Genomic DNA, 25,019 nt, shown 5'->3' with positions numbered 1-25,019 from the left:
GCCGCGGCACTGGGGGCGCAAACTTTGTGTCACCCATTCGTAGGGACCCCACAAATATTTGACACCGCCGCCCTCGGATATCGCTCGAGAACGGGACCCCTCCCGCACCCGTCCGGCACCCCCGGAAACCCGGCGTACCGTGGGAGATCAGCGGACTTCGGCCCCGGCCCGGACCGCTGTTCACGGCTCATGTGGGCAAGGTCACGCCGGAAGTCGGGTCGGCACAAGGTGTCGCCAGTACCTAAACTCGCCTTGTTTCAAGGAGGGAGCCATCGTGCGCAAGGTGCTCATCGCCAACCGTGGCGAAATCGCTGTCCGCGTCGCTCGTGCATGCCGGGACGCCGGGATCGGAAGTGTGGCGGTCTACGCCGATCCGGACCGTGACGCGCTGCATGTCCGTGTGGCCGACGAGGCGTACGCGCTGGGTGGTGACACCCCTGCGACGAGCTACCTCGACATCTCCAAGGTGCTGGCCGCCGCCGCCGAGTCCGGCGCGGACGCGATCCACCCCGGGTACGGCTTCCTCTCCGAGAACGCCGAGTTCGCCCAGGCCGTCATCGACGCCGGGCTGACCTGGATCGGCCCGCCGCCGCAGGCCATCCGCGACCTCGGCGACAAGGTGGCGGCGCGTCACATCGCCCAGCGCGCGGGTGCGCCGCTGGTCGCCGGCACCCCGGACCCGGTCTCCGGTGCCGACGAGGTCGTCGCCTTCGCCGAGGAGCACGGCCTGCCGATCGCGATCAAGGCCGCCTTCGGCGGCGGCGGACGCGGCCTGAAGGTCGCCCGCACCCTCGAGGAGGTGCCGGAGCTCTACGAGTCCGCCGTCCGCGAGGCCGTCGCCGCCTTCGGCCGCGGCGAGTGCTTCGTCGAGCGCTACCTGGACCGCCCCCGGCACGTCGAGACCCAGTGCCTGGCCGACAAGCACGGCAACGTGGTCGTCGTCTCCACCCGTGACTGCTCGCTCCAGCGCCGTCACCAGAAGCTGGTCGAGGAGGCCCCGGCCCCCTTCCTGAGCGACGAGCAGAACGCGGAGCTGTACCGCGCCTCGAAGGCGATCCTCCGTGAGGCCGCCTACGAGGGCGCGGGCACCTGCGAGTTCCTCGTCGGCCAGGACGGCACGATCTCCTTCCTCGAGGTCAACACCCGTCTGCAGGTGGAGCACCCGGTCACCGAGGAGGTCACCGGCATCGACCTGGTCCGCGAGATGTTCCGCATCGCGGACGGCGAGGAGCTCGGCTACGACGACCCGCCGCTGCGCGGCCACTCGTTCGAGTTCCGCATCAACGGCGAGGACCCGGGCCGCAACTTCCTTCCCGCGCCCGGCACCGTCACCCGCTTCGTCCCGCCGACCGGCCCCGGTGTCCGCCTGGACGCCGGTGTCGAGTCCGGCTCGGTCATCGGCCCCGCCTGGGACTCCCTGCTCGCCAAGCTGATCGTCACCGGCGCCACCCGCGAGCAGGCGCTCCAGCGCGCGGCCCGCGCCCTGGCGGAGTTCGACGTCGAGGGCATGGCCACGGCGATCCCCTTCCACCGGGCCGTCGTCGCCGACCCCGCCTTCACCTCCGACCCGTTCCACGTCCACACCCGCTGGATCGAGACGGAGTTCGCCAACACCATCCCGCCGTTCGCCGGTGCGGCGGACGAGGAGGAGGAACTGCCGGGCCGCGAGACGGTGGTCGTCGAGGTCGGCGGCAAGCGCCTCGAGGTGTCCCTGCCGTCCTCGCTCGGCATGACCATCGCCCGTACCGCCGCCGCGGGCGGCGCCAAGCCCAAGCGCCGCGCGGCGAAGAAGGCGGGCGCGACCGCCTCCGGCGACTCGCTCACCTCCCCGATGCAGGGCACGATCGTGAAGGTCGCGGCCGAGGAGGGCCAGCAGGTCAACGCCGGCGACCTGATCGTGGTCCTGGAGGCCATGAAGATGGAGCAGCCGATCAACGCGCACCGTGCGGGCACGGTCAAGGGCATCACCGCCGAGGTCGGCGCGTCGATCTCCTCGGGCGCGGTCATCTGCGAGATCAAGGACTGACGTCCGCAGCCGTCGAGGGCCCCGGCCGGGTGATCCGGCCGGGGCCCCGCGCATGTTGATGGCATCCTTGACTCGCGGGGGAGCGAGCGGGAGGACGGACGTACATGACGACCGATACGGCGCAGACGTCACCACGGCCCATGCGTGCGGATGCGCGGCGCAACTACGAACGGCTGCTCACCGAGGCACGTACGGCCTTCACCGAGCACGGCACCGACGCCTCGCTGGAGGACATCGCCCGGCGCGCGGAGGTCGGCATCGGGACGCTGTACCGGCACTTCCCCAACCGCACGGCGCTGATGAGCGCGGTCTTCCAGGGCGAGGTGGACAGCCTGCTCGCACGCTCGCGCGAACTGCTGGCCTCGCCCGAGCCCTGCCGGGCGCTCGTGGACTGGCTGCGCGCCATCGTCACGCACGCCAGCACCTACCGGGGGCTGTCGAGGGCACTGATGGCCGCCCAGAGCGACGAGGCCTCCGCGCTGTCCCGGTGCAGCACCCCGATGCGCGCGGCGGGCAGCACCCTGCTGGCCCGGGCGCAGCAGGCCGGCGCGGTGCGCCCGGACGTGGACATCGCCGACCTGATGCAGCTGACCAATGCCATTTCCCTGGCGGTCGAACAGTCCCCGGAGGACCCGGAGTTGGCCGACCGCCTGCTGATGCTGACTCTCAGGGGCATCAAGGGGGAGAAGGACTGACCTAGCGGCGGCGGGGGGCCAGATCCGCCACACGCGCCGTCGGCTGGTCCCCCAGCGGGAGCGCGCTGCGCAACTGCGCCCCGGGCGGGCCGCCCTGCGCGGGGCCGGGGTACTGCTGCCCGGGCTGGCCGTGGTGGCCGTGCCGGGCGTCCCCGAGGGGGTGACTGCGGCGCTGTCCGGGCAGCGGCGGCATGTCCCGCCGCCGCGCGGACGAGACCTCCCCAGGAACCCCCGACCCCGCTCCCGGTCCGGCGACCGAGATGTGCACGCCCTGGTCGGCGAGTGCCTGGAGTTCCGTCGCGGCGCGGTCGTCGTGCCCCGAGGGCTCGTCGGTCACGAGTCTGGTGATGACGTCGGTCGGCACCGTCTGGAACATCGTGTCGGTGCCCAGCTTGGTGTGGTCGGCGAGCACGACCACCTCGGCCGCCGCCTGCACGAGCGCCCGGTCCACGCTCGCGGAGAGCATGTTGGACGTGGACAGCCCACGCTCGGCGGTCAGTCCGCTCCCGGACAGGAAGGCCCGGCTCACCCGCAGCCCCTGGAGGGACTGCTCGGCGCCGCTGCCGACGAGCGCGTAGTTCGATCCGCGCAGGGTGCCGCCGGTCATCACGACCTCGACGCGGTTGGCATGGGCCAACGCCTGGGCGACGAGCAGGGAGTTGGTGACCACGGTCAGGCCGGGTACCCGCGCGAGTCGGCGGGCCAGCTCCTGCGTGGTGGTACCGGCGCCGACGACGACGGCCTCGCCCTCTTCGACGAAGCTCGCCGCGAGATCGGCGATGGCCGTCTTCTCGGCGGTCGCTAGATGGGATTTCTGCGGGAAGCCGGACTCCCGGGTGAAACCGCCCGGCAGCACCGCGCCGCCGTGCCGGCGGTCGAGCAGTCCTTCCGCTTCCAGTGCCCGCACGTCACGCCGCACGGTCACTTCGGAGGTCTGGACAACACGGGCGAGCTCCCGGAGCGAAACCGCCCCGTTGGCGCGCACCATTTCGAGGATCAATTGACGACGTTCTGCAGCGAACACGAAACCGACAGTAACGCCAACGACCATCTGTTTTCAGCAGGTTGCAGCAATTAACGGAAGTTGTCCGCTGGGCAACCCAAGAAGTGGTATAGGGAACCGGAAGGGGAGACACCCCCTCCGGCACCCCCGGGGCTCAGGCCTCCCGCTGTGTCTTCCTGGTGTGCAACTGCCGTGCCACCTCGGCGATCGAGCCGGACAGCGACGGGTACACGGTGAAAGCGTTCGCGATCTGTTCCACTGTCAGATTGTTGTCGACCGCGATCGAGATCGGATGAATCAGCTCGCTGGCCCGCGGCGAGACCACCACACCGCCCACCACGATGCCCGTACCGGGACGGCAGAACATCTTTACGAAACCGTCGCGAATACCCTGCATCTTCGCGCGCGGATTGCGCAGCAGCGGCAGCTTCACGACCCGGGCGTCAATCCGCCCGCTGTCCACATCGGCCTGGGTGTACCCGACCGTGGCAATCTCCGGATCCGTAAATACGTTCGCGGATACCGCCTTGAGATTGAGCGGCGCCACCGCGTCGCCCAGGAAGTGGTACATGGCGATACGGCCCTGCATCGCCGCGACCGACGCGAGAGCGAGCACGCCCGTACAGTCACCGGCGGCGTACACACCCGGAGCACTGGTGCGCGACACCTTGTCCGTCCAGATGTGCCCGGACTCCTTCAGCCGGACCCCGGCCTCCTCCAGGCCTATCCCGGCCGTGTTGGGGATCGACCCCACGGCCATCAGGCAGTGCGTACCGGAGATGACCCGCCCGTCGGACAGCGTCACCTCGACCCGGTCCCCCACTCGTTTGGCGGACTGGGCACGCGACCGTGCCATGACGTTCATCCCACGCCGCCGGAAGACGTCCTCGAGAACCGCAGCAGCATCAGGGTCTTCCCCCGGCAGCACACGATCCCGCGAGGACACCAGCGTCACCTCGGACCCAAGAGCCTGGTAAGCACCGGCGAACTCGGCGCCGGTGACACCGGAGCCCACCACGATGAGCTCCTCGGGCAGCGCGTCCAGGTCGTAGACCTGGGTCCAGTTCAGAATGCGCTCACCATCGGGCTGCGCGTCCGGGATCTCCCGCGGATGCGCACCCGTGGCAACCAGCACGGCATCGGCAACCAGCGTCTCCTCGGCACCATCAGCACCGCGCACGACAACCCGCCGCGACCCATCGGTACCCTGCTGCGGCTCCAGCCGCCCGCGCCCCCGCAGCACACGCCCGCCGGCACGCGTCACGGAAGCCGTGATGTCATGCGACTGCGCGATGGCGAGCCGCTTGACCCGCCGGTTGACCTTCCCCAGATCAACCCCTACGACAGCCCCGTTGTCACCGTCATCGACGGTGATCCCGAGCTCCTCGTACGAGGAGTCGAAGTTGGTCTTCACCTCGGCCGTCGCGATGAGAGTCTTCGAGGGCACGCAGTCGGTGAGCACCGACGCCCCGCCCAGACCGTCGCAGTCGACGACGGTCACCTCCGCGCCGAGCTGAGCGGCGACCAGCGCCGCCTCATAGCCGCCGGGTCCGCCACCGATGATCACGATCCGAGTCACGTACTCCATTGTCCCGTACCCATCACAGCGACTCCCTCCGGGTCCCTCCCCCGAGCCTGCCACCCCAAATGCGGTCCCGCCTCACTCCCGTACCCTCAGAACCATGTCGCTCTACGCCGCCTACGCCGGCAACCTCGACGCGCGGCTGATGACGCGCCGCGCACCCCACTCACCGCTGCGCGGCACCGGCTGGCTCGCCGGCTGGCGGCTGACCTTCGGCGGGGAGCAGATGGGCTGGGAGGGGGCGCTCGCCACGGTCGTCGAGGACCCGGCCTCCCAGGTCTTCGTCGCCCTCTACGACATCGCTCCGATGGACGAGGAGTCGATGGACCGTTGGGAGGGTGTGGGCCTGGAGATCTACCGCCGCCTCAAGATCCGCGTCCACACGCTGGACGGCGAGGAGACGGCCTGGATCTACGTGCTCAACGGCTACGAGGGCGGCCTGCCCTCCGCCCGCTACCTCGGCGAGGTCGCCGACGCCGCGGAATCCGCCGGAGCCCCCCACGACTACGTCATGGAACTGCGCAAGCGCCCCTGCTGACGCTCCTGGCACATCGCACGAACCGACAGCTGCAAGACCGTAACCTGCGACATCTACGCGCGTAGGCACTGACCGGTTACCCTCGTCCGCGTGAACGCATCAGTTACCCCCCAGACCGACCCGTACGCCGCGGCCGACGCCGCCGCCGCCCGCCTGCGCGAGCTCACGGGCGCCGAGACCCACGACGTCGCCCTGGTCATGGGCTCCGGATGGGTTCCCGCCACCGAGGCCCTCGGTACCCCCGAGGCCGAGTTCTCCGTCACCGAGCTCCCCGGCTTCACCGCCGCCGCGGTCGCCGGCCACGCGGGCACGATCCGCTCGTACAAGGTCAACGACAAGCGCGCGCTCGTCTTCCTCGGCCGTACGCACTACTACGAGGGCCGCGGCGTCGCCGCCGTCGTCCACGGTGTCCGCACGTCCGTCGCCGCGGGCTGCAAGACCGTCGTCCTGACCAACGGCTGCGGCGGTCTCCGTGACGGCATGCGCCCGGGTCAGCCGGTGCTGATCAGCGACCACATCAACCTCACGGCCACCTCCCCGATCGTCGGCGCGAACTTCGTCGACCTGACGGACCTCTACTCGAACCGCCTGCGCACCCTCTGCAAGGAGGTCGACGCCACCCTCGAGGAGGGCGTCTACGCGCAGTTCCCCGGCCCGCACTACGAGACCCCGGCCGAGGTCCGTATGGCCCGTACGCTCGGCGCGGACCTGGTCGGCATGTCCACCACCCTCGAGGCGATCGCCGCCCGCGAAGCAGGCGCCGAGGTCCTGGGCATCTCGCTCGTGACGAACCTCGCCGCAGGCATGACCGGTGAGCCCCTGAACCACGAAGAGGTCCTCCAGGCCGGCCGCGACTCCGCCGCCCGCATGGGTGACCTGCTGGCCCAGGTGCTCCCCCGCCTGTAACCAGCACACTCCCGAGGGCGCGTGTCCACATACGGCTACCCAGCCGTACACGGACCCGCGCCTTCGGCGCGTAGTGGAACCCACCCGCACCCGCCAACGCTCCGAAGGGGGCGGGCCGGGACGGGGCCTGGCAGGGGCGTAAGGGTTATTTGCGGCGGCAGTTCGGGGCACCAATGCGCCTGAGCGCACCCGCCGTAAATAATCCAGCCCCAGAAGGCCCCGTCCCGGCCCGCCCCCGACCCGCAACGCACCCGAAGCGCACCCACAGACCCCCGGAGGACACCGTGGACCTCATCGCCCAGGCCAAGGCATGGCTCGCCGAGGACCCCGACCCCGACACCCGCGCCGAGCTCGCCGAGCTCATCGACGCCGAAAACCTCGCTGAACTGGAGAACCGCTTCGCCGGCACCCTCCAGTTCGGCACCGCCGGCCTCCGCGGCGAACTCGGCGCCGGCCCCATGCGCATGAACCGCGCGGTCGTCATCCGCGCGGCCGCAGGCCTCGCCGCGTACCTGAAGAAGCAAGGCCACACCAACGGCACCGTCGTCATCGGCTACGACGCCCGCCACAAGAGCGCCGACTTCGCCCGGGACACGGCCGCCGTCATGGTGGGCGCCGGCCTCAAGGCCGCCGTCCTCCCGCGCCCGCTCCCCACCCCCGTGCTCGCGTTCGCGATCCGCCACCTCGGCGCGGTCGCCGGTGTCGAGGTGACGGCCAGCCACAACCCGCCGCGTGACAACGGCTACAAGGTCTACCTCGGCGACGGCTCGCAGATCGTCCCCCCGTCGGACGCCGCGATCGCCACCGAAATCGCGGCGATCAAGTCCCTCACCGACGTCCCCCTCCCGGACACCGGCTGGGAGACCCTGGACGACACCGTCCTGAACGCCTACCTGGAGCGCACGGACGCCGTCCTCACCGGTGGCTCGGCCCGCGACGTCCGCGTGGTCTACACGCCGATGCACGGCGTCGGCCGCACCGTCCTCACCGCGGCCTTCGAGCGCGCCGGCTTCCCGGCCCCGCTCGTGGTCGCCGAGCAGGCGGACCCGGACCCGGAGTTCCCCACGGTCGCCTTCCCCAACCCGGAGGAGCCGGGCGCGATGGACCTCTCCTTCGCCACGGCCCGCGACGCGGCCGCCCGGGGCGAGGAGCCGGACATCATCATCGCCAACGACCCGGACGCCGACCGCTGCGCCGTCGCGATCCCGGCCCCGGAGACCGTCGAGGGCTGGCGCATGCTGCGCGGCGACGAGGTCGGCGCGCTGCTGGCCGAGCACCTCGTGCACAAGAACGCGAGCGGCACCTTCGCCACGACGATCGTCTCCTCCACCCTCCTCTCCCGGATCGCCGCCGCGAGCACCGGCACCCCGTACGAGGAGACGCTCACCGGCTTCAAGTGGCTCGCCCGCGTGGACGGCCTGCGCTACGCGTACGAGGAGGCGCTGGGCTACTGCGTCGACCCCGAGGGCGTCCGCGACAAGGACGGCATCACCGCCGCCCTGCTGGTCGCCGAGCTGGCGGCCGAGCTCAAGGAGAAGGGCCGCACCCTCGCCGACCTGCTCGACGACCTCGCCGTGGAGCACGGCCTGCACGCCACCGACCAGCTGTCGGTGCGCGTCGAGGACCTGTCCCTGATCGCGGCCGCGATGCGCAAGCTGCGCGAGGAGCCGCCGGTGATGCTGGCGGGCCTGCACGTGTCCTCGGCCGAGGACCTGGCCAAGGGCACGGAGTCGCTGCCGCCGACGGACGGCCTGCGCTACCAGCTGGCGGGCGACGAGGCGGGCGAGGTCTCCGCCGCCCGGGTGATCGTGCGCCCGAGCGGTACGGAGCCGAAGCTCAAGTGCTACCTGGAGGTCGTCGTCCCGGTGGCGTCCGCCGCGGCTCTCGCCGACGCACGCACTCGTGCCGCCGAGGTCCTCGCGGCGATCAAGACGGACCTGTCCCGCGCAGCGGGCATCTGACACGAAGAGGCCCTGGCCATCCCGGCCAGGGCCTCTCCCGTCACATGACGGCGTACAGCACCACGAACAACACCAACCCCACCACCGAGGGCGCGATCAGCTCGTACGCCCACCGCACCGTGGGCGCGCCCTGCGCGCCGTCCCGCCCGGCACACCGCTCCGCGAGGTCACGGAGGTCCTCGATCGCCTGGTCGGAGGGCGACCGCATCGGCTGATCCGACGCGCCCCGCGTGACCGACGTACGGCCCGTGACGTCCTCCGCGGCCGCCCGCTGCTGCCGCCGTGCGGCCTGCTTGCGCTTGCGCAGGGACACCGGGATGGCCCAGAGCTGGTACTTCGCGTCGCCCGCGAACACCTCGCTGGAGTAACTGGCCCGTACGCCCGAGACGCTCGCCCACGGCAGGGCGATGGTGCGGAAGGGGTTCCGCACCAGCAGCCGGTCCTCACCGGCCCACACCGCCGGCCGCACGGTGAACGCGATCACCAGCGGCACCGCACACAGCAGCCCGGCCAGCGCGAGCCACGGCGTACGGCCTTCACCGCGCACGATCGCGTCCCCGCCCAGCCACGCGGCCAGCGCCAGCAGCAGGACGCCACTGGCGATGCCGGCGGAGGAGCGGTAGCAGCGCTCGGCGTATTCCGGTGCCTCGGGTGAGGGGGAGCTCGTCATGCGCCCGATTCTGCCGGACGGTTCGAACACCGCAGGTTGCGATACGGCAACGCGGCCGGGTGGATCACTTCACGTGGTTCACGACCACGCAGCCCTTGGCGAGCTTCGGGAAGAGCGTGGTGCCGTAGGGGGCGCCCCCGCCTTCCACCTTGGTGACGAGCTTCGGCTGCGCGGTGTTGATGTCGGTGATCTTCGCGATGATGCCGGCCGACTTCGGCAGGGACGGGTGCTTGCGGTCCAGGCGCGGGAGGATCTCCTTGCCCTTCTGGTCGCCCATGTCCTTGAAGACGACCTGGGGGCCGTCCTTGAGCGAGTTGGTCAGGATCGCGAGGGTGCCCGCGCCGATGTCCTGCTTCTTCTCCGCGAAGCACACGGGGGTGACCTTGCCCTGGCCGTGGCTGCCCTTGTCCTTCAGCGCGGTGACCTGGCCGGTGCGGGCGTTGAGGCGGACGAGGTAGTTGCCGTGCTTGCCGGCCAGCACGGTCGGGCGCGCGCCGTTGAGGAGCTTCACGAACTTTCCGTTCGAGACGACATAGGCCGTGAACACGTGCGGCGACTGCCGGTACACGACGGCGCGGATGCCGTCCGCGAGCACCCGGTTGCCGATGTACAGGCCACGGGTGTAGCGATTGCCCTGGTCCTTGCCCAGGCCGAGGTTCTTCTGCTCGACCCAGGTGACCCTGCCGTTGCGGGGGTCCATCTCGACGAACAGGTTGTGCACGGTCGCGTACGGCCGCTTGTCGTCGAGGATGGCGAGCATGATGTCGCCCTTGGAGATGACCACCTGGAAGTGGCCGGCCTTCGGCTCGTGAACGCTGGCCCGGCTGCCGTCCGGGAGCTTGTACGTGCGCACCGGGCCGGACTTGTGGGCGGCGGCCACCGACGAGGTCTGCGGCGCCGCAAAGGCGGACGAGACCGGGGCGAGGACCGCACCCGCCACGGCGGCGGAGACGAGGACGGTACGCAGGGTGTGACGACGAGACATGCGTGGCTCTCCTGATTACGAGCACTGAGGTGGACGATCCGCATGCCGCTTTTCTCAAGCGTGTGGGGCCGGTGAGTCAGGCGGTGCTGTTGAGAAAGAATTTATTGATCATTTGTCATCGCAAGATCATTCGAATGTCACTAAACGCCCACAGCAAACGGAACTACCCCAACCGCTTCCCATGCGCTACGCGCGTAGATATGCTCATCCGGTGACCATGCCCACTGTTCCTTCCCACGGCAACGAAGCCGCGGAGCGACTGGCGTCGATGGCAGATGTGACCGCCTCCGACAGTGCGCTGCGCCGCTTCCTGCACGGCCTGCCCGGTGTCGACACTGTCGGCCTCGAGGCCCGCGCCGCTTCGCTCGGCACCCGTTCGATCAAGACCACGGCGAAGGCTTACGCCATCGACCTGGCGATCTCGATGATCGACCTGACGACCCTGGAGGGCGCGGACACCCCGGGCAAGGTCCGGGCTCTGTGCGCCAAGGCCCTCAATCCCGACCCCACCGACCGCGACCGCGAGACCCCCCGCACGGCGGCTGTCTGCGTCTACCCCGACATGGTGGCCACGGCCGCCGAGGCCGTCGCGGGCTCGGACGTCAAGGTGGCGTCCGTCGCCACCGCGTTCCCCGCGGGCCGCGCCGCGCTGCCGGTCAAGCTGGCCGACACGCGGGACGCCGTCGCCGCGGGCGCGCACGAGATCGACATGGTGATCGACCGCGGCGCCTTCCTCTCCGGCCGTTACCTGTCCGTCTTCGAGGAGATCAAGGCCGTCAAGCAGGTCTGCGGCAACGCACGCCTCAAGGTCATCTTCGAGACGGGCGAGCTGTCGACGTACGACAACATCCGCCGCGCCTCCTGGCTCGGCATGCTCGCCGGTGCCGACTTCATCAAGACCTCGACCGGCAAGGTCGCGGTGAACGCCACCCCGGCCAACACGCTGCTGATGCTGGAGGCCGTCCGCGACTTCCGCGCCGCGACCGGGGTACAGGTCGGAGTGAAGCCCGCCGGAGGCATCCGCACCACCAAGGACGCACTGAAGTTCCTGGTGCTGGTCAACGAGACCGTGGGCGAGGAGTGGCTGACCAACCACTGGTTCCGCTTCGGCGCCTCCAGCCTCCTCAACGACCTGCTGATGCAGCGCCAGAAGCTGAGCACCGGGCGCTACTCCGGTCCCGACTATGTGACGGTGGACTGACCATGGCCTTCGAATACGCACCGGCTCCCGAATCGCGCGCGGTCGTCGACATCGCCCCGTCCTACGGGCTGTTCATCGACGGCGAGTTCCGCGAGGCCTCGGACGGCAAGGTCTTCAAGACGGTCTCGCCCTCCTCCGAGGAGGTCCTCTCCGAGGTCGCGCAGGCGAGCGCCGAGGACGTGGACGCGGCGGTCAGGGCCGCCCGCAAGGCATTCGAGAAGTGGTCGGCCCTGCCCGGCTCCGAGCGCGCCAAGTACCTCTTCCGTATCGCGCGGATCATCCAGGAGCGCAGCCGCGAGCTCGCCGTCCTCGAGACCCTCGACAACGGCAAGCCGATCAAGGAGACGCGCGACGCGGACCTCCCCCTCGTCGCCGCGCACTTCTTCTACTACGCGGGCTGGGCCGACAAGCTGGAGCACGCGGGCTTCGGCACGAACCCGCGCCCGCTGGGCGTCGCGGGCCAGGTCATCCCGTGGAACTTCCCGCTGCTGATGCTGGCGTGGAAGATCGCCCCGGCGCTGGCCGCGGGCAACACGGTCGTCCTCAAGCCGGCCGAGACGACCCCCCTCTCCGCCCTGTTCTTCGCGGACATCTGCCGCCAGGCGGGCCTGCCGAAGGGTGTCGTCAACATCCTCACCGGCGACGGCTCCACAGGTGCCGCGCTGGTCGCGCACGAGGGCATCGACAAGGTGGCCTTCACCGGCTCCACGGCCGTCGGCAAGCAGATCGCCCGCACCGTCGCCGGTACGGACAAGAAGCTCACCCTCGAACTGGGCGGCAAGGGCGCGAACATCGTCTTCGACGACGCCCCGATCGACCAGGCCGTCGAGGGCATCGTCAACGGCATCTTCTTCAACCAGGGCCAGGTCTGCTGCGCGGGCTCGCGCCTCCTCGTCCAGGAGTCGATCCAGGACGAGCTTCTGGACGCGCTCAAGCGCCGGATGTCCACGCTGCGCGTGGGCGACCCGCTGGACAAGAACACGGACGTCGGCGCGATCAACTCGGCCGAGCAGCTGGCCCGTATCACGGCCCTCGCCGACAGCGGCGAGGCCGAGGGCGCCGAGCGCTGGGCGCCGGCCTGCGAACTGCCCGCCTCCGGCTACTGGTTCGCGCCGACGCTGTTCACGAACGTCACCCAGGCCCACCGGATCGCCCGCGAGGAGATCTTCGGCCCGGTCCTGTCGGTCCTGACCTTCCGCACCCCGGCCGAGGCCGTGGCCAAGGCCAACAACTCGCAGTACGGCCTGTCGGCGGGCATCTGGACCGAGAAGGGCTCGCGGATGCTCGCGGTCGCGGACAAGCTCCGCGCCGGTGTCGTCTGGGCCAACACGTTCAACAAGTTCGACCCGACCTCGCCGTTCGGCGGCTACAAGGAGTCGGGCTTCGGCCGCGAGGGCGGCCGTCACGGTCTGGAGGCCTACCTCGATGTCTGAGCGTCTCAGTGTCCTTAAGACCTACAAGCTGTTCGTCGGGGGCAAGTTCCCCCGGTCCGAGAGCGGGCGGGTGTACGAGGTGACCGCTGGAACATCAGCCGCTGGCGCGGCGGGCAAGGGCAACTGGCTGGCCAACGCGCCGCTGTCGTCCCGCAAGGACGCGCGTGACGCCGTCGTCGCCGCGCGCAAGGCGTTCGGCGCCTGGTCCGGTGCGACCGCGTACAACCGCGGCCAGATCCTCTACCGCATCGCCGAGATGCTGGAGGGCCGCCGCGACCAGTTCGTCGCCGAGGTCGCGGACGCGGAGGGGCTGTCGAAGTCCAAGGCCGCCGCGCAGGTGGACGCCGCGATCGACCGCTGGGTCTGGTACGCGGGCTGGACCGACAAGATCGCCCAGGTCGCCGGGGGCACCAACCCGGTCGCGGGGCCGTTCTTCAACGTCTCGACCCCCGAACCGACCGGTGTGGTGGCCGTCGTGGCCCCGCAGGAGTCGTCGTTCCTCGGCCTGGTCTCCGTGATCGCGCCGGTGATCGCCACGGGCAGCACCGCCGTGGTGATCGCCTCGCAGAACGCGCCGCTGCCGGCGCTGTCGCTCGGCGAGGTGCTGGCCACGTCCGACCTGCCGGGCGGTGTCGTCAACGTGCTGTCCGGCAAGGCCGCGGAGATCGCTCCGTCGCTCGCCGCGCACCAGGACGTCAACGCGATCGACCTGGCCGGCGCGGACGCCGAGCTGGCCAAGGCGCTGGAGATCGCCGCGGCCGACAACCTCAAGCGCGCACTTCGTCCACAGGCTGTGGACTGGTTCGCGGCACCGGGTACGGACCGGCTGACGGCCTTCCTGGAGACGAAGACCGTCTGGCACCCCACGGGTTCGCTGGGCGCGGGGGGCTCGTCCTACTGAGTCCCCCGCCGTGGGGGACGGGCGGGCGCCCGTCCCCTACGGCAGCAGCTGCTGGAGTGCGCCGCCCACCACCGGCAGGTTCTGCACCTTGCCGCCCTCGACCGACAGTGGGCCGGTCAGCGTCTGCGTGCTCGCCGGCTTGAAGTCGGCGACCTGGGTGCCCACCGAGTTGTTCAGCGGGTCGACGCCGGTGTGGGCCAGCGGGTTGACCGGGAGCGTCCTCAGCACCGGGGACAGGCCCGCGACCGACTTCTGGAGTGCCGTGTGCGTCCCGTCGACGGCCGCCATCACATCCGTGCGGCCGAAGGATGCGTGGGGTGCCGCGACCGCGTGTGCCTCCACCGCGGCGCCGGCGACCAGGGCCGCGCCCGCGGACGCGGTCAGCCCGGCGCGCATGAGGGAGCGCGGAAGACGTGGGGAGGACGAACGGGCGTGACGTGCGTACGAGGCCATGACCACCTGCCGTGGTGTGAGAGAGCTGGGATTTGAGGGGGATCCAGCGACGCAGCGTAGTTGAGCCATGACGCTTCGCGCACATCTCGACCCGGGGGGATCCCCCATGCGGCCCAATGCGTCAGACTGGTGTTCCGTGACTGCCTCCTGCCATACGCGCGTGATCCTGCTGACCGGTCCGTCCGGTTCCGGAAAGTCGTCCCTAGCGGCCCGTACCGGGCTGCCCGTCCTCAACCTGGACGACTTCTACAAGGAGGAGACCGACCCGACGCTGCCACAGCTCGCGGACGGTTCGGGCGCCGACTGGGACTCACCACTGTCGTGGGACGCCGAGGCGGCCGTCGCGGCGATCGACAGCCTGTGCCGTACGTCCCGTACCGACGTGCCGGTGTACGACATCGCCACCAGCTCGATCGCGGGACGCAGCACGCTGGACATCGGCCGTACCCCGCTGTTCATCGCGGAGGGGATCTTCGCCGCGGACATCATCGACCGCTGCCGTGAACTGGGCCGCCTCGCCGACGCGTTGTGCCTGCGCGGCCGTCCCGCGACGACCTTCCGCCGCCGTTTCCTGCGCGATCTGCGCGAGGCCCGCAAGCCGGTGCCGTATCTGCTCCGCCGCGGCCTGCGGCTGATGCGCACCGAGCGCGACATCGTGGCCCGCCAGACCGCGCTCGGCGCGTACGCCTGTGGCAAGGGCACCGCGATGGGCCGGATAGCCGCCGCGGCGGCCGGACGGCGCGAGAGCGTGACCGTCGCCGCGAGCGCGTAGGAGAACACGAGAGCGGGCGGACAGACCCCCCGGCTGTCCGCCCGCTCCGCTTTTCCCCCGTGTTCCCCCCCTGTGTATCCCCCGTATCCCCCCGAGCCGTTCAGGCCACCAGCTCGCCGAACGACTCCTCGACGCCCCGGCCGCAGCCGATGGCCTCGTCCTCGCGCAGCCGGCGCAGCGAGCGCCAGATGCTGCTCTTGACCGTGCCGACGCTGATGTCGAGGATCTCCGCGATCTCCGGGTCCGTACGGCCCTCGTAGTAGCGGAGCACGAGCATCGTGCGCTGGAGCTCGGGCAGCCGGGCGAGGGCCTGCCAGAGCACGGCGCGGAGTTCGGTGCCGCGCATCGCGTCCTGTTCGCCGACCGTCTCGGGGAGTTCCTCGGTCGGGTACTCGTTGAGCTTGCGGCGACGCCAGGCGCTGATGTGCAGGTTGGTCATCGTGCGGCGCAGATAGCCGCCGACGGCCGCCTTGTCGGTGATCCGGTCCCAGGCGCGGTACGTGGAGAACAGCGCGCTCTGCAGCAGGTCCTCTGCCTCGTGCCGGTCACCGGTCAGGTGGTAGGCGGTCGCGTACAGGGAGGCGCGGCGCTCCTGGACGTAGGCGGTGAATTCCGCCTCGGTCCGCGACGCGCTGTCGTCACGCTGCTCCGCGTCCGACGACTCCCCGTACGTGATCGCGTCGATCGCCGTCAGGTAGATCCCCTGCCGGCGTCCGGCGCCACGAGCGCACCCCCGTCCGCTCGTGGCCCCGGACTTCTCGAGACTCAGAGTCCGGCCGGCATCGTGCAGACGAGTGCGCACTGCGGCGCCGGTCGTGGTGCTGTGCAGTGTGGTCATGTCGCGCCCCCCGTCGTGGAAGCCAGTCGGTCCGGTGTGGTTCCGGACCTTCCTGCTGCCCGGTGACCACAAGACTGCCGGGCCAGTTTCATGACGCTGTCCGCCGACTGTCACAGCCGTGCAACAGAGCTGGCAGGAGTGTTGGAATCAAGGCGGGAGCAGGTGCCGACGGCCGGGAACGCAGCAGGGGAAGTCGAACTACCGGCCTGTCGTAGGCCAGAATGGCCACTGTGCCTTTCCTGTTGCTGATCGAGGATGACGACGCCATCCGCACGGCCCTCGAGTTCTCCCTGTCCCGCCAGGGTCACCGCGTGGTGACCGCGGCGTCGGGCGAGGAGGGCCTGAAGATGCTGCGCGAGCAGCGGCCGGACCTGATCGTGCTGGACGTCATGCTCCCGGGCATCGACGGCTTCGAGGTGTGCCGCCGGATCCGGCGCACGGACCAGTTGCCGATCATCCTGCTCACCGCGCGCAGCGACGACATCGACGTCGTGGTCGGCCTGGAATCGGGTGCGGACGACTATGTGGTCAAGCCCGTGCAGGGCCGGGTGCTGGACGCCCGGATCCGTGCGGTGCTGCGCCGCGGCGAGCGGGAGTCGAACGACTCGGCGACCTTCGGTTCACTGGTGATCGACCGCTCGGCGATGACGGTGACGAAGAACGGCGAGGATCTCCAGCTGACCCCGACCGAGCTGCGGCTGCTGCTGGAGCTCAGCCGCCGGCCGGGCCAGGCGCTGTCGCGGCAGCAGTTGCTCAGACTGGTGTGGGAGCACGACTACCTCGGCGACTCGCGGCTGGTGGACGCCTGTGTCCAGCGGCTGCGGGCGAAGGTGGAGGACGTGCCGTCCTCCCCCACCCTGATCCGTACGGTCCGCGGGGTCGGCTACCGCCTTGACTCCCCGCAGTGAAGCAGAGCGCAGTGAAGCAGAGCACAGAGAGCGCACAGTGACCGAAGAGCCCGGTCGGGTACGGGGCTGGGCAGCGGCCGGGAACGTCATGAAACTCAGCATGCGATGGATCAGCCTGCGGCTGCGGCTGATGCTCGTCTTCGCGTTGGTGGCCCTGGCGGCCGCCGTGTCGGCATCCGCGATCGCGTACTGGCTCAACCGCGACGCCGTTCTCACCCGCACGCAGAACGCGGCCCTGGACGACTTCCGCAAGTCCCTTCAGGACAACACCGGTTCGCTGCCCCTGAAGCCGACCTGCGCCGAACTCCTGGAGGCCGCGGACCGGATGGCGGCGACCTCGCAGAAGTACGAGGTGCTGCTGATCGGCAAGGTCGCCGACGGCAGTGAGTGCGCGGCGCCCTCGGACCGCGATCTGTTCACGCTCAAGGTCGTGCCGCAGACGCTGGTCACGGCGGTCAACCGGCAGCGCCGGGTCGACGAGTCGAACCCCTACCCGTATCACCTGTACTGGCAGCGGATCACGCTCGACGGCAAGCCGTACCTGGTCGGCGGCGCCAAGGTGATCGGCGGCGGGCCGACGGGCTATCTGCTCAAGTCCCTGGAGAACGAGCGGGCGGACCTCAACTCCCTCGCCTGGTCGCTCGGTATCGCCACGGGTCTGGCGCTGATCGGTTCCGCGCTGCTCGCGCAGGCCGCCGCCTCCACGGTGCTGCGGCCCGTGCAGCGGCTCGGCGACGCGGCGCGCAGGCTGGGCGAGGGCAAGCTGGACACCCGGCTCCAGGTGTCGGGGACGGACGAACTGGCCGAGCTGTCGCGGACGTTCAACAAGACCGCCGAGTCGCTGGAGAAGCGGGTCGAGGAACTGAGCGCGCGGGAGTCCGCGAGCCGGCGCTTCGTCGCCGACATGTCCCACGAGCTGCGCACCCCGCTCACCGCGATCACGGCCGTGACCGAGGTGCTGGAGGACGAGGCCGACTCGCTCGACCCGATGATCGCGCCTGCGGTGCACCTGGTGTGCAGCGAGACCCGGCGGCTGAACGACCTGGTGGAGAATCTGATGGAGGTCACCCGCTTCGACGCGGGCACGGCCCGGCTCGTCCTGGACTACGTGGACGTCGCGGACCAAGTGACCGCCTGCATGGACGCCCGGGCCTGGCTCGACGCCGTCGAACTGGACGCGGAGCGCGGCATCATGGCGCGGCTCGACCCGCGCCGCCTGGACGTCATCCTCGCCAACCTGGTCGGCAACGCGCTCAAGCACGGCGGCTCGCCGGTGCGGGTGTCCGTGCGTCCCGTGGACGACCGGCTGGTCATCGAGGTGCACGACCACGGCCCGGGCATCCCCGAGGACGTGCTACCGCACGTCTTCGACCGCTTCTACAAGGCCAGTGCCTCCCGGCCGCGTTCCGAGGGCAGCGGCCTGGGCCTGTCGATCGCGCTGGAGAACGCCCACATCCACGACGGCGAGATCACCGCGGCCAACTCCCCCGAGGGCGGCGCGGTCTTCACGCTCACCCTCCCCCGCGACGCGTCCGCCGTCGCCGAGAACGGCGACGGCCCGGCCGAAGGGGGCGCGCAGTGAGGCGCATTCTTCACCGACCAGTGCGTGGTGCGGTCGTGGCGATGGCGCTGTGCGCGCTCGCCGGGTGCGGTATCCGGGGCACCGCCGTGCCGGTGGACGCCGGGAGCGCGCCCTCGCGGGCGACGTGCAAGGTGCGCCCCGGCGTACAGGCCACTCCGTCGGCGGGCAGCGTCACGATGTCCGTCCAGCTCGTGTGCACCACGCAGTTGCTCCCCGTGACGCGGGCCGTCTCCCTCGCGAGCCACAGCGACGCCCTGGGCGTGGCCCGGGCGCTGCTCGACGAGCTGCGGCGGCAGCCGTCGCCCGCCGAGGACGAGGCGGGCTTCTCGACCGACGTCCCGCAGCGGCTGAGCGTCGCGGGCCCGCGCCGGGGCGACCCCGCCGGCACCCTGCGCCTGAGCACGCCGCCGGACGAGCTGCCGCCGGTCGCCCTGGCGCAGATCGTGTGCACGTACGCGGACGCCGCCCCGGCCGGCAAAGGACGCCCGGTGATCCTCGGCGGTCCGGGCGACGACGGCCCGAAGAGCTATGTGTGCACGGACGAGGTACGGGCCCACCCCGAGAACCTCCAGGGCAGCGGCACTCCGGCGTCCTGAACCGCACCGGCGGTCCGGCCGCTGACGCTGCGTGCCCGGAGGCGGAACCGCGCGCCCCGCGCGCCGCGTCCTGAGGTGCGTGCAGCGTCATGGTTATGGCGGTACGCCCGCCCTCCGATACCGCTATCGCGTGGCGGGCCGCGTGCTTCTCGCGGTCCATCTCCTCGTGGTGGGCTGGCTGGCCCTGCGCCCGCTGACCGCACCGTGGGTGACGCCCGCGCACATGGAGCCGTTCGCCACGCTCCGTGCCGACCTGGCTCTCGGCCCCTGGCAGGCGGCGCGCGCGATCGGCGCCGGGGTGCTGCCGTTCGCGCCCCTGGGGGTGCTGCTGCCCTGGGCGGGCGGGCGCGTCGCGGTCTCGCCGCTGGGGTCGCTGGCCCGGACGGTCTTCACCAGCGCGATGATCTCGCTGGTGCTCCAGGCCGTGCGCAGCGGGGTGGTGGGCCAGGTCCTGGACCTGGACGCGCTGCTGCTGAACATCACGGGCGTGACGCTCGCATACCTGGCCGTCGTCCCGGCCGTACGGAACCGGCTGCGCCGCGGGGAGGAGTTGCCCGCCCCGCGAGTCCCGCGCCGGGAGGAGTCGGCCACGGGACTGACCCCGATCCCCAGGATCAAGGTCGCCCCGTAAGGCCGCTCCGCCCGGCGGGGCCCCGAGCACACGACGGCCGCGCACCCCTCGCAGGGTGCGCGGCCGTTGTCATGCGTACATGAACGCGTACGCGCCGTCAGTGGCCGCCGCCGGTGCCGATGGGGGCGGAGATGCCGTTGGTGGGGAGGCCGATCGGGAGCTTCCCCAGGGGGGCGAGCAGGCCGCCGTTGCCCTTGGAGTCGGCCGGTGCGGCCTTGGCCGCCGGAGCGGCCTCGGGGGCCTTGGATTCAGGGGCCTTGGATTCGGGAGCTGCCTCGGTGGCGGGGGCCTCCTTGGTCTCCGGGGCCTCCTTGGTCTCCGACGGGGTCTGCTCGGTCGTGGTGCTCGAACCCGCCTTGGTGGTCCTGGTGACTCTGTGGGACTTGTTGACCAGGGCCCGGTCGAGCGCCTGCGCCGCGCTCTTGAAGGCCGTCGAGCCGATGGTCCGGTTCGTGGCCAGCAGCACCGGACCGCCCGGCACCACGGGGGCGACTTCCTCGATGGGGAGCTGGTGTGTCAGGGACTGGGCTGTGGTGGCCGCCTGCTCGGTCGGGCCGGCCGCCTCTGCGCTGCCGGCCGCACCGGCGGCGATGACGGCACCGAGGGCGGCGATGCCGAGAGACTTGATGGTTCCCTGCTTCATATGGAATCTGTCCTCAGTGACGGGGTCGGTGTCTGTGAATTACGCGGCTTTGCAACCTAGTCACGAGAACGATGCGCGCCGGACAATGACACGCAATGAACACGGCCGGGACTCCTTGAGTCCCGGCCGTGTTCACGATATTCACCGCAGTGTGTGCGTCATGCGCCTTCGTTGCCGGAAGCGCTGGTCACCGTGGTCGTGGTGGACGTCTGACGGAACAGCCACTCCGACTTCAACTCCGCATATCCGGGCTTGATCACGTCATTGATCATGGCCAGACGTTCATCGAATGGGATGAAGGCGGACTTCATCGCATTGACGGAGAACCACTGCATGTCGTCCAGCGTGTAGCCGAACGTCTTGACCAGGTGCTCGAATTCGAGACTCATGCTGGTCCCGCTCATCAGACGATTATCGGTGTTTACCGTCAGCCGGAAATGCAGCTTGCGCAGCAGGCCGATCGGGTGCTCCTCGTAGGAACTCGCCGCGCCCGTCTGGAGGTTGGAGGTGGGGCACATCTCCAGTGGAATGCGCTTGTCGCGCACATAGGAGGCCAGCCGCCCGAGGCGGACGGAGCCGTCCTCGGCGACCTCGATGTCGTCGATGATGCGCACACCGTGGCCGAGCCGGTCGGCGCCGCACCACTGGAGGGCCTGCCAGATCGACGGCAGGCCGAACGCCTCGCCGGCGTGAATGGTGAAGTGGTTGTTCTCGCGCTTGAGGTACTCGAAGGCGTCGAGGTGGCGGGTGGGAGGGAAGCCCGCTTCCGCACCCGCGATGTCGAAGCCCACGACGCCCGAGTCGCGGTAGCGGTTGGCCAGTTCGGCGATCTCCAGGGCGCGGGCCGCGTGCCGCATCGCGGTGAGCAGCGCGCCGACCCGGATGCGGTGGCCGTTGGCCTTGGCCCGCCGCTCACCCTCCCGGAAGCCCTGGTTGACGGCCTCGACGACCTCTTCGAGGGTGAGCCCGGCCTCGAGGTGCTGCTCGGGGGCGTAGCGCACCTCGGCGTAGACGACGCCGTCGGCGGCCAGGTCCTCGGCGCACTCGGCGGCAACCCGGAACAGGGCGTCGCGGGTCTGCATGACGGCGCAGGTGTGGGCGAAGGTCTCGAGATAGCGCTCGAGCGAACCGGAGTCGGCGGCCTCGCGGAACCAGACGCCCAGCTTGTCGGGGTCGGTCTCGGGCAGCCGGTCGTAGCCGGCCTCGCGGGCGAGTTCGACGACAGTGCCGGGGCGCAGGCCGCCGTCGAGGTGGTCGTGGAGCAGCACCTTGGGCGCGCGGCGGATCTGCTCCGGAGTCGGTTGTGCGGTGGTCTCGCTCGTCATTTCGGCACTGTAGCCCCTACGCGCGTAGATGTCGGCGAACGATACGGAACGGTGACCCGTCGACGGGGTGGACTACCCGCGCCGTTCTGCCATCGTTGTCTGCCATGGCTGAGCAAGCGACGCCGCGTCTGGGAAAACCGCTCGGTGCCGGGCATCCCGGGACGGCCGTGCACGGTGTGGTGCTCCTCCTGCCCGGCGGCCACGCCGCCGGCCGGCGGCGCCCTTCGCGCCTGGCCGCCGCCACGGGACGGCCCCTGGCCCGGCGGCTGATCCGGGCGGGTGCGGGGGACGGACTGGCCGCCCACACCGTCCATTACCGCTTTCGCGGGTGGAACGGTTCCTCCGCCCACCCCGCGCAGGACGCCGCGTGGGCGGTGGACGAGGTGGTGCGGCGCTACGGCGACGTACCGGTGTGCCTGATCGGTACGGGTATGGGTGCCCGGGCCGCGCTGCGTGCCGCCGGGCACCCGGCCGTCACCTGCGTCCTGGCCATCGCCCCGTGGCTGCCCGAGCCGGAGGCCGTGCTCGACCCGGACCCGGTGCGCCAGCTGACGGGGCGGCGCGTGCTGCTCGTCCACGGCACCAACGACCAGCGTACGGACCCGGATCTGTCCTACCGGCTGGCCGAGCGGGCCAAGAAGATCAACCGGGACGTGTGCCGCTTCGAGGTGCACTCGGACGGGCACGGGCTGCGCCAGCACCGGTCCGAAGTCCTGGCGCTCGCCGTGGACTTCGTCCGGGGCTCCCTCTTCGGCCACCCCTACGCCCGTCCGGTGGCCGACGCGCTGGCGGCGCCGCCGCCGCTGGGGCTGCGGATGCCGCTGGCCGCCGGGTTCGGGGCGTCACTCGACCACTGAGCGCAGCAGCTGTCCGCGCCGCGAGATCAGGAACCGTTTGAACGCCGCCACCGGCGGGGTGTCCGGCTGCCCGGCCGGCCAGGCGACGCCGATCTCGCGCACCGCCCGCGGTGCGGTCACGGTGAGCTCCACAACTCCCGGCCGCGGTACGGGCGGTGGCGGCAGCAGCGCCACGCCCAGGCCCGCGGCCACCAGTCCGCGCAGCGTCTCGGCCTCCTCGCCCTCGAAGGCCACGCGCGGGGTGAACCCCGCCTCCGCGCACACCGCGTCGGTGATCCGCCGCAGCCCGTAGCCCGGTTCGAGGGTGACGAACCACTCCGAGGCGGCCTCCGCGAGTCGTACCCTCTTGCGGCCCGCGAGCCGGTGGTCCTCCGGCACGACGAGCCTCAGCTTCTGCTCGTCGAGCCGGCGCGCGACGAGGTCGGGCGCGTCGGGTACGGGCGAGGTGAGGCACAGGTCGAGCTCTCCGGAGCGCAGCCGCGCGAGCATCGCCTCGCCGTAGTTCTGCACGAGTTGGAACCGTACGCGGGGGTGGTCGGTCCTAAAGGCCCGGATGAGTTCGGGTACGGTCTCCGAGCCCAGCGTGTGCAGGAACCCGAACGCGACCTTGCCGCCCGCCGGGTCGGCGTCGGCCCGTACGGACTCCGCGGCGCGGTCGACCTCGGCCAGCGCGCGTTCGACGGAGCCGAGGAAGGCGCGGCCCGCGGGGGTGAGCGAGACCGTACGCCCGCGCCGCGCGAACAGCTCGACGCCCAGGTCCTGTTCGAGCCGGACCATCGACCGGCTGAGCGTGGACTGCGGCATCCCGAGCCGCCCGGCGGCCCGGGTGACGTGCTCGTGCCGGGCGACCGCGACGAACTGCGCGAGCCGGGGCGTAAGGGTCGCCGCCCAGGAATCGGCCTCGATATCGGGTGTAACCGGCATGTCTTTTTCGTTGCCAAGCGGTGACACGGACCGCCCTGACCTGTATTGATGCACCATAGGATGGATTATGGCCAATCCATGCATTGGACGCATCAGATGCAGCCTGCATACGGTTTGGTCATGCCTCCTGCCGATACCGGGGCATCCGCCGTCATCGTGCGCGCGGATGCCTCCGCCTCGTCGTCCCCCGACTCCGACTCCCGCCTGCGGCCCGGCGATTCGGCCTTCCGCCGGATGAGCTTCGCGCTCTTCGCCGCCGGCGTCGCCACGTTCGCGCTGCTCTACTCCACGCAGGCCCTGCTCCCCGCGATCTCCGGCGGACTCGGCGTGACGCCCGACCAGGCGTCCTGGACGGTCTCCGCCGCGACCGGCGGTCTGGCCCTGGCCGTGGTCCCGGTGAGCGCGCTCTCCGAGCGCTTCGGGCGCCGCGCGACGATGACCGCGGCACTGTGTGTGGCCGCGCTGGTGGGGCTGCTGGTGCCCTTCGCCCCGGACCTCGGCTGGCTCGTCGCGCTGCGCGCGGTACAGGGTGCGGCACTCGCGGGAGTGCCCGCCTCGGCGATGGCGTACCTGGCGGAGGAGGTACGACCCAAGGCCCTGGTCGGCGCGGTCGGCCTGTTCGTCGCGGGCAACGCCATCGGCGGCATGTCCGGCCGGATCCTGGCCGGCTGGATCAGCCAGGCCTGGGGCTGGCGCGCCGGGCTCTGCGCGGTCGGCGCACTGGCCGTGCTCTGCGCCGCGGTCTTCCGCGTACTGATTCCCAAGGCCCGCCACTTCACGGCGAGTCCGGTCTCGCCGCGGTCCCTGGCCCGCACCCTGCGCGGGCACCTCTCCGATCCGCTGATGCTGCGCCTGTACGCGATCGGCGCGCTCTTTATGACCGTCTTCGGCGCGGTCTACACGGTGATCGGCTACCGTCTGGCGGACCGCCCCTTCTCCCTCCCCCAGGGCGTGGTCGGCTCGGTCTTCCTGGTCTACCTGGTGGGTACGGCCTCCTCGGCCACGGCCGGCAAGCTGGTCGGCCGCCTCGGCCGGCGCGGGGCGCTCTACCTGGCGATGGGCACCACCACGCTGGGCCTGCTGCTCTCCCTGGCCGACTCCCTGCTGTCGGTGGTGCTCGGCCTGGTCCTCATCACGGCCGGCTTCTTCGCGGGCCACGCGGTGGCGAGTTCGTCGGTGAGCCGCACGGCGACGACGGGGCGCGCGCAGGCGTCGGCGCTCTACCAGACCGCGTACTACGCGGGCAGTTCGGTGGGCGGTGCGGTCGGTGCGATGGCCTTCCGCAGCGGGGGCTGGTCCGGCACGGTCGTCCTGGGCCTGGCGGCGATGGTGGCCGCCGCGTCCATCACGCTGTACGCGACCCGGCAGGCCCTCCTGGCCCGCCGCACCGCAACGGCCCGCGCATAGCGCGGCCTTGAGACCCGAAGGGGCCGTCCCGCCACCTGTCCTGGCGGGACGGCCCCTTCGCCGTCGGCTGCGGCAACCGGGGGTTGTGCCCCGGTCCCGCCCTTTCACCGTTTCCTCCGGGGGCGAAGCCCCCGGGCCCCCGGGACCCGCGCTCCCCTCTATTTTTTCTGGGGGCTTTTCCC

General features: G+C 71.0%; 24 protein-coding genes. 15 read left to right on the top strand and 9 right to left on the bottom strand.

The genetic code is table 11. The annotated features are described in order from the left end of the window. Window positions 1-274 precede the first annotated feature (274 nt). Both ACV530_RS29935 and ACV530_RS29930 read left to right on the top strand, forming a co-directional pair. Complete coding sequence (locus ACV530_RS29935) at window positions 275-2,026, top strand: acetyl/propionyl/methylcrotonyl-CoA carboxylase subunit alpha (protein ID WP_494335782.1); 1,752 nt, start codon at window positions 275-277, stop codon at window positions 2,024-2,026. Between the two features lie 104 nt (window positions 2,027-2,130). Further along, window positions 2,131-2,721, top strand: a complete 591-nt coding sequence (locus ACV530_RS29930; RefSeq protein ID WP_494335781.1) for a TetR/AcrR family transcriptional regulator — start codon at window positions 2,131-2,133, stop codon at window positions 2,719-2,721. 1 nt (window position 2,722) lies between these two features. Here the strand turns inward: ACV530_RS29930 and ACV530_RS29925 are convergent, their stop codons facing one another. Next, window positions 2,723-3,709 carry a DeoR/GlpR family DNA-binding transcription regulator gene (locus ACV530_RS29925; protein ID WP_494335836.1) on the bottom strand — a complete coding sequence of 329 codons (987 nt, stop codon included), beginning with the start codon at window positions 3,707-3,709 and terminating at the stop codon, window positions 2,723-2,725. Window positions 3,710-3,878: 169 nt separating this feature from the next. Then, window positions 3,879-5,312: an NAD(P)H-quinone dehydrogenase gene (locus tag ACV530_RS29920; protein ID WP_494335780.1), complete on the bottom strand. Its 1,434-nt coding sequence runs from the start codon at window positions 5,310-5,312 to the stop codon at window positions 3,879-3,881. 94 nt (window positions 5,313-5,406) lie between these two features. Between ACV530_RS29920 and ACV530_RS29915 the strand changes: the two genes are divergently transcribed. The 3 genes from ACV530_RS29915 to ACV530_RS29905 all read left to right on the top strand — a co-directional run bounded on the left by ACV530_RS29915 (window position 5,407) and on the right by ACV530_RS29905 (window position 8,711). Continuing rightward, a complete protein-coding gene (locus ACV530_RS29915; RefSeq protein ID WP_494335779.1) occupies window positions 5,407-5,844 on the top strand; it encodes a gamma-glutamylcyclotransferase family protein in 438 nt (145 codons plus the stop codon). A 90-nt stretch (window positions 5,845-5,934) separates the two neighbouring features. Next, on the top strand, window positions 5,935-6,750 hold the full coding sequence (locus ACV530_RS29910; RefSeq protein ID WP_494335778.1) for a purine-nucleoside phosphorylase: 816 nt from the start codon (window positions 5,935-5,937) through the stop codon (window positions 6,748-6,750). A gap of 284 nt (window positions 6,751-7,034) precedes the next feature. Next, window positions 7,035-8,711 (top strand): phospho-sugar mutase, encoded by a 1,677-nt coding sequence (locus tag ACV530_RS29905; RefSeq protein ID WP_494335777.1) that lies wholly within the window; start codon window positions 7,035-7,037, stop codon window positions 8,709-8,711. Between the two features lie 40 nt (window positions 8,712-8,751). Here the strand turns inward: ACV530_RS29905 and ACV530_RS29900 are convergent, their stop codons facing one another. Together ACV530_RS29900 and ACV530_RS29895 are read right to left on the bottom strand one after the other, a co-directional pair. After that, window positions 8,752-9,381 carry a PH domain-containing protein gene (locus tag ACV530_RS29900; protein WP_494335776.1) on the bottom strand — a complete coding sequence of 210 codons (630 nt, stop codon included), beginning with the start codon at window positions 9,379-9,381 and terminating at the stop codon, window positions 8,752-8,754. Window positions 9,382-9,445: 64 nt separating this feature from the next. Continuing rightward, window positions 9,446-10,366 (bottom strand): hypothetical protein, encoded by a 921-nt coding sequence (locus ACV530_RS29895; protein ID WP_494335775.1) that lies wholly within the window; start codon window positions 10,364-10,366, stop codon window positions 9,446-9,448. A 217-nt stretch (window positions 10,367-10,583) separates the two neighbouring features. On the opposite strand from ACV530_RS29895, the gene deoC reads away from it, so the two are divergent. The 3 genes from deoC to ACV530_RS29880 are packed head-to-tail and all read left to right on the top strand — an operon-like array spanning window position 10,584 to window position 13,901. Beyond that, window positions 10,584-11,567, top strand: coding sequence for a deoxyribose-phosphate aldolase (deoC, locus tag ACV530_RS29890; protein ID WP_494335835.1), 984 nt, complete (start codon window positions 10,584-10,586; stop codon window positions 11,565-11,567). Continuing rightward, window positions 11,564-13,000: an aldehyde dehydrogenase family protein gene (locus ACV530_RS29885; RefSeq protein ID WP_494335834.1), complete on the top strand. Its 1,437-nt coding sequence runs from the start codon at window positions 11,564-11,566 to the stop codon at window positions 12,998-13,000. The genes deoC and ACV530_RS29885 overlap by 4 nt, the downstream gene beginning before the upstream one ends. Then, on the top strand, window positions 12,993-13,901 hold the full coding sequence (locus ACV530_RS29880) for an aldehyde dehydrogenase family protein (RefSeq protein ID WP_494335774.1): 909 nt from the start codon (window positions 12,993-12,995) through the stop codon (window positions 13,899-13,901). The genes ACV530_RS29885 and ACV530_RS29880 overlap by 8 nt, the downstream gene beginning before the upstream one ends. 36 nt (window positions 13,902-13,937) lie before the next feature. On the opposite strand, the gene ACV530_RS29875 is transcribed toward ACV530_RS29880, so the two are convergent. Next, entirely contained in the window at window positions 13,938-14,354 is a 417-nt protein-coding gene (locus ACV530_RS29875) for a hypothetical protein (protein ID WP_494335773.1), read from the bottom strand. Window positions 14,355-14,460: 106 nt separating this feature from the next. On the opposite strand from ACV530_RS29875, the gene ACV530_RS29870 reads away from it, so the two are divergent. After that, a complete protein-coding gene (locus ACV530_RS29870) occupies window positions 14,461-15,126 on the top strand; it encodes a uridine kinase family protein (protein WP_494335772.1) in 666 nt (221 codons plus the stop codon). A gap of 100 nt (window positions 15,127-15,226) precedes the next feature. Here the strand turns inward: ACV530_RS29870 and ACV530_RS29865 are convergent, their stop codons facing one another. Further along, entirely contained in the window at window positions 15,227-15,964 is a 738-nt protein-coding gene (locus tag ACV530_RS29865; protein WP_494335771.1) for a SigE family RNA polymerase sigma factor, read from the bottom strand. Between the two features lie 230 nt (window positions 15,965-16,194). On the opposite strand from ACV530_RS29865, the gene afsQ1 reads away from it, so the two are divergent. The 4 genes from afsQ1 (at window position 16,195) to ACV530_RS29845 (ending at window position 19,681) form a co-directional block, all read left to right on the top strand. Further along, window positions 16,195-16,872, top strand: a complete 678-nt coding sequence (gene afsQ1 / locus ACV530_RS29860) for a two-component system response regulator AfsQ1 (protein WP_494335833.1) — start codon at window positions 16,195-16,197, stop codon at window positions 16,870-16,872. Between the two features lie 100 nt (window positions 16,873-16,972). Then, complete coding sequence (locus ACV530_RS29855; RefSeq protein ID WP_494335770.1) at window positions 16,973-18,454, top strand: ATP-binding protein; 1,482 nt, start codon at window positions 16,973-16,975, stop codon at window positions 18,452-18,454. Window positions 18,455-18,495: 41 nt separating this feature from the next. After that, entirely contained in the window at window positions 18,496-19,050 is a 555-nt protein-coding gene (locus ACV530_RS29850) for a hypothetical protein (RefSeq protein WP_494335832.1), read from the top strand. 130 nt (window positions 19,051-19,180) lie between these two features. Next, complete coding sequence (locus ACV530_RS29845; protein ID WP_494335769.1) at window positions 19,181-19,681, top strand: VanZ family protein; 501 nt, start codon at window positions 19,181-19,183, stop codon at window positions 19,679-19,681. A 97-nt stretch (window positions 19,682-19,778) separates the two neighbouring features. Here the strand turns inward: ACV530_RS29845 and ACV530_RS29840 are convergent, their stop codons facing one another. Next, window positions 19,779-20,324, bottom strand: a complete 546-nt coding sequence (locus ACV530_RS29840) for a hypothetical protein (protein ID WP_494335768.1) — start codon at window positions 20,322-20,324, stop codon at window positions 19,779-19,781. A gap of 158 nt (window positions 20,325-20,482) precedes the next feature. Continuing rightward, window positions 20,483-21,649 carry an adenosine deaminase gene (locus ACV530_RS29835; RefSeq protein WP_494335767.1) on the bottom strand — a complete coding sequence of 389 codons (1,167 nt, stop codon included), beginning with the start codon at window positions 21,647-21,649 and terminating at the stop codon, window positions 20,483-20,485. Window positions 21,650-21,753: 104 nt separating this feature from the next. On the opposite strand from ACV530_RS29835, the gene ACV530_RS29830 reads away from it, so the two are divergent. Beyond that, window positions 21,754-22,506 carry an alpha/beta hydrolase gene (locus ACV530_RS29830; RefSeq protein ID WP_494335766.1) on the top strand — a complete coding sequence of 251 codons (753 nt, stop codon included), beginning with the start codon at window positions 21,754-21,756 and terminating at the stop codon, window positions 22,504-22,506. Here the strand turns inward: ACV530_RS29830 and ACV530_RS29825 are convergent. Next, entirely contained in the window at window positions 22,492-23,487 is a 996-nt protein-coding gene (locus ACV530_RS29825; RefSeq protein ID WP_494335765.1) for a LysR family transcriptional regulator, read from the bottom strand. The two genes, ACV530_RS29830 and ACV530_RS29825, sit on opposite strands and share 15 nt — an antisense overlap. A gap of 63 nt (window positions 23,488-23,550) precedes the next feature. Here ACV530_RS29825 and ACV530_RS29820 point away from each other — a divergent pair, with 63 nt between their 5' ends. After that, window positions 23,551-24,837: an MFS transporter gene (locus tag ACV530_RS29820; RefSeq protein WP_494335764.1), complete on the top strand. Its 1,287-nt coding sequence runs from the start codon at window positions 23,551-23,553 to the stop codon at window positions 24,835-24,837. Window positions 24,838-25,019: the final 182 nt, after the last annotated feature.

Source organism: Streptomyces sp. SX-6, from assembly GCF_059089585.1.
The sequence above is the reverse complement of the archived record's forward strand: the minus strand, read 5'-3'. Positions and strand labels throughout refer to the sequence as shown.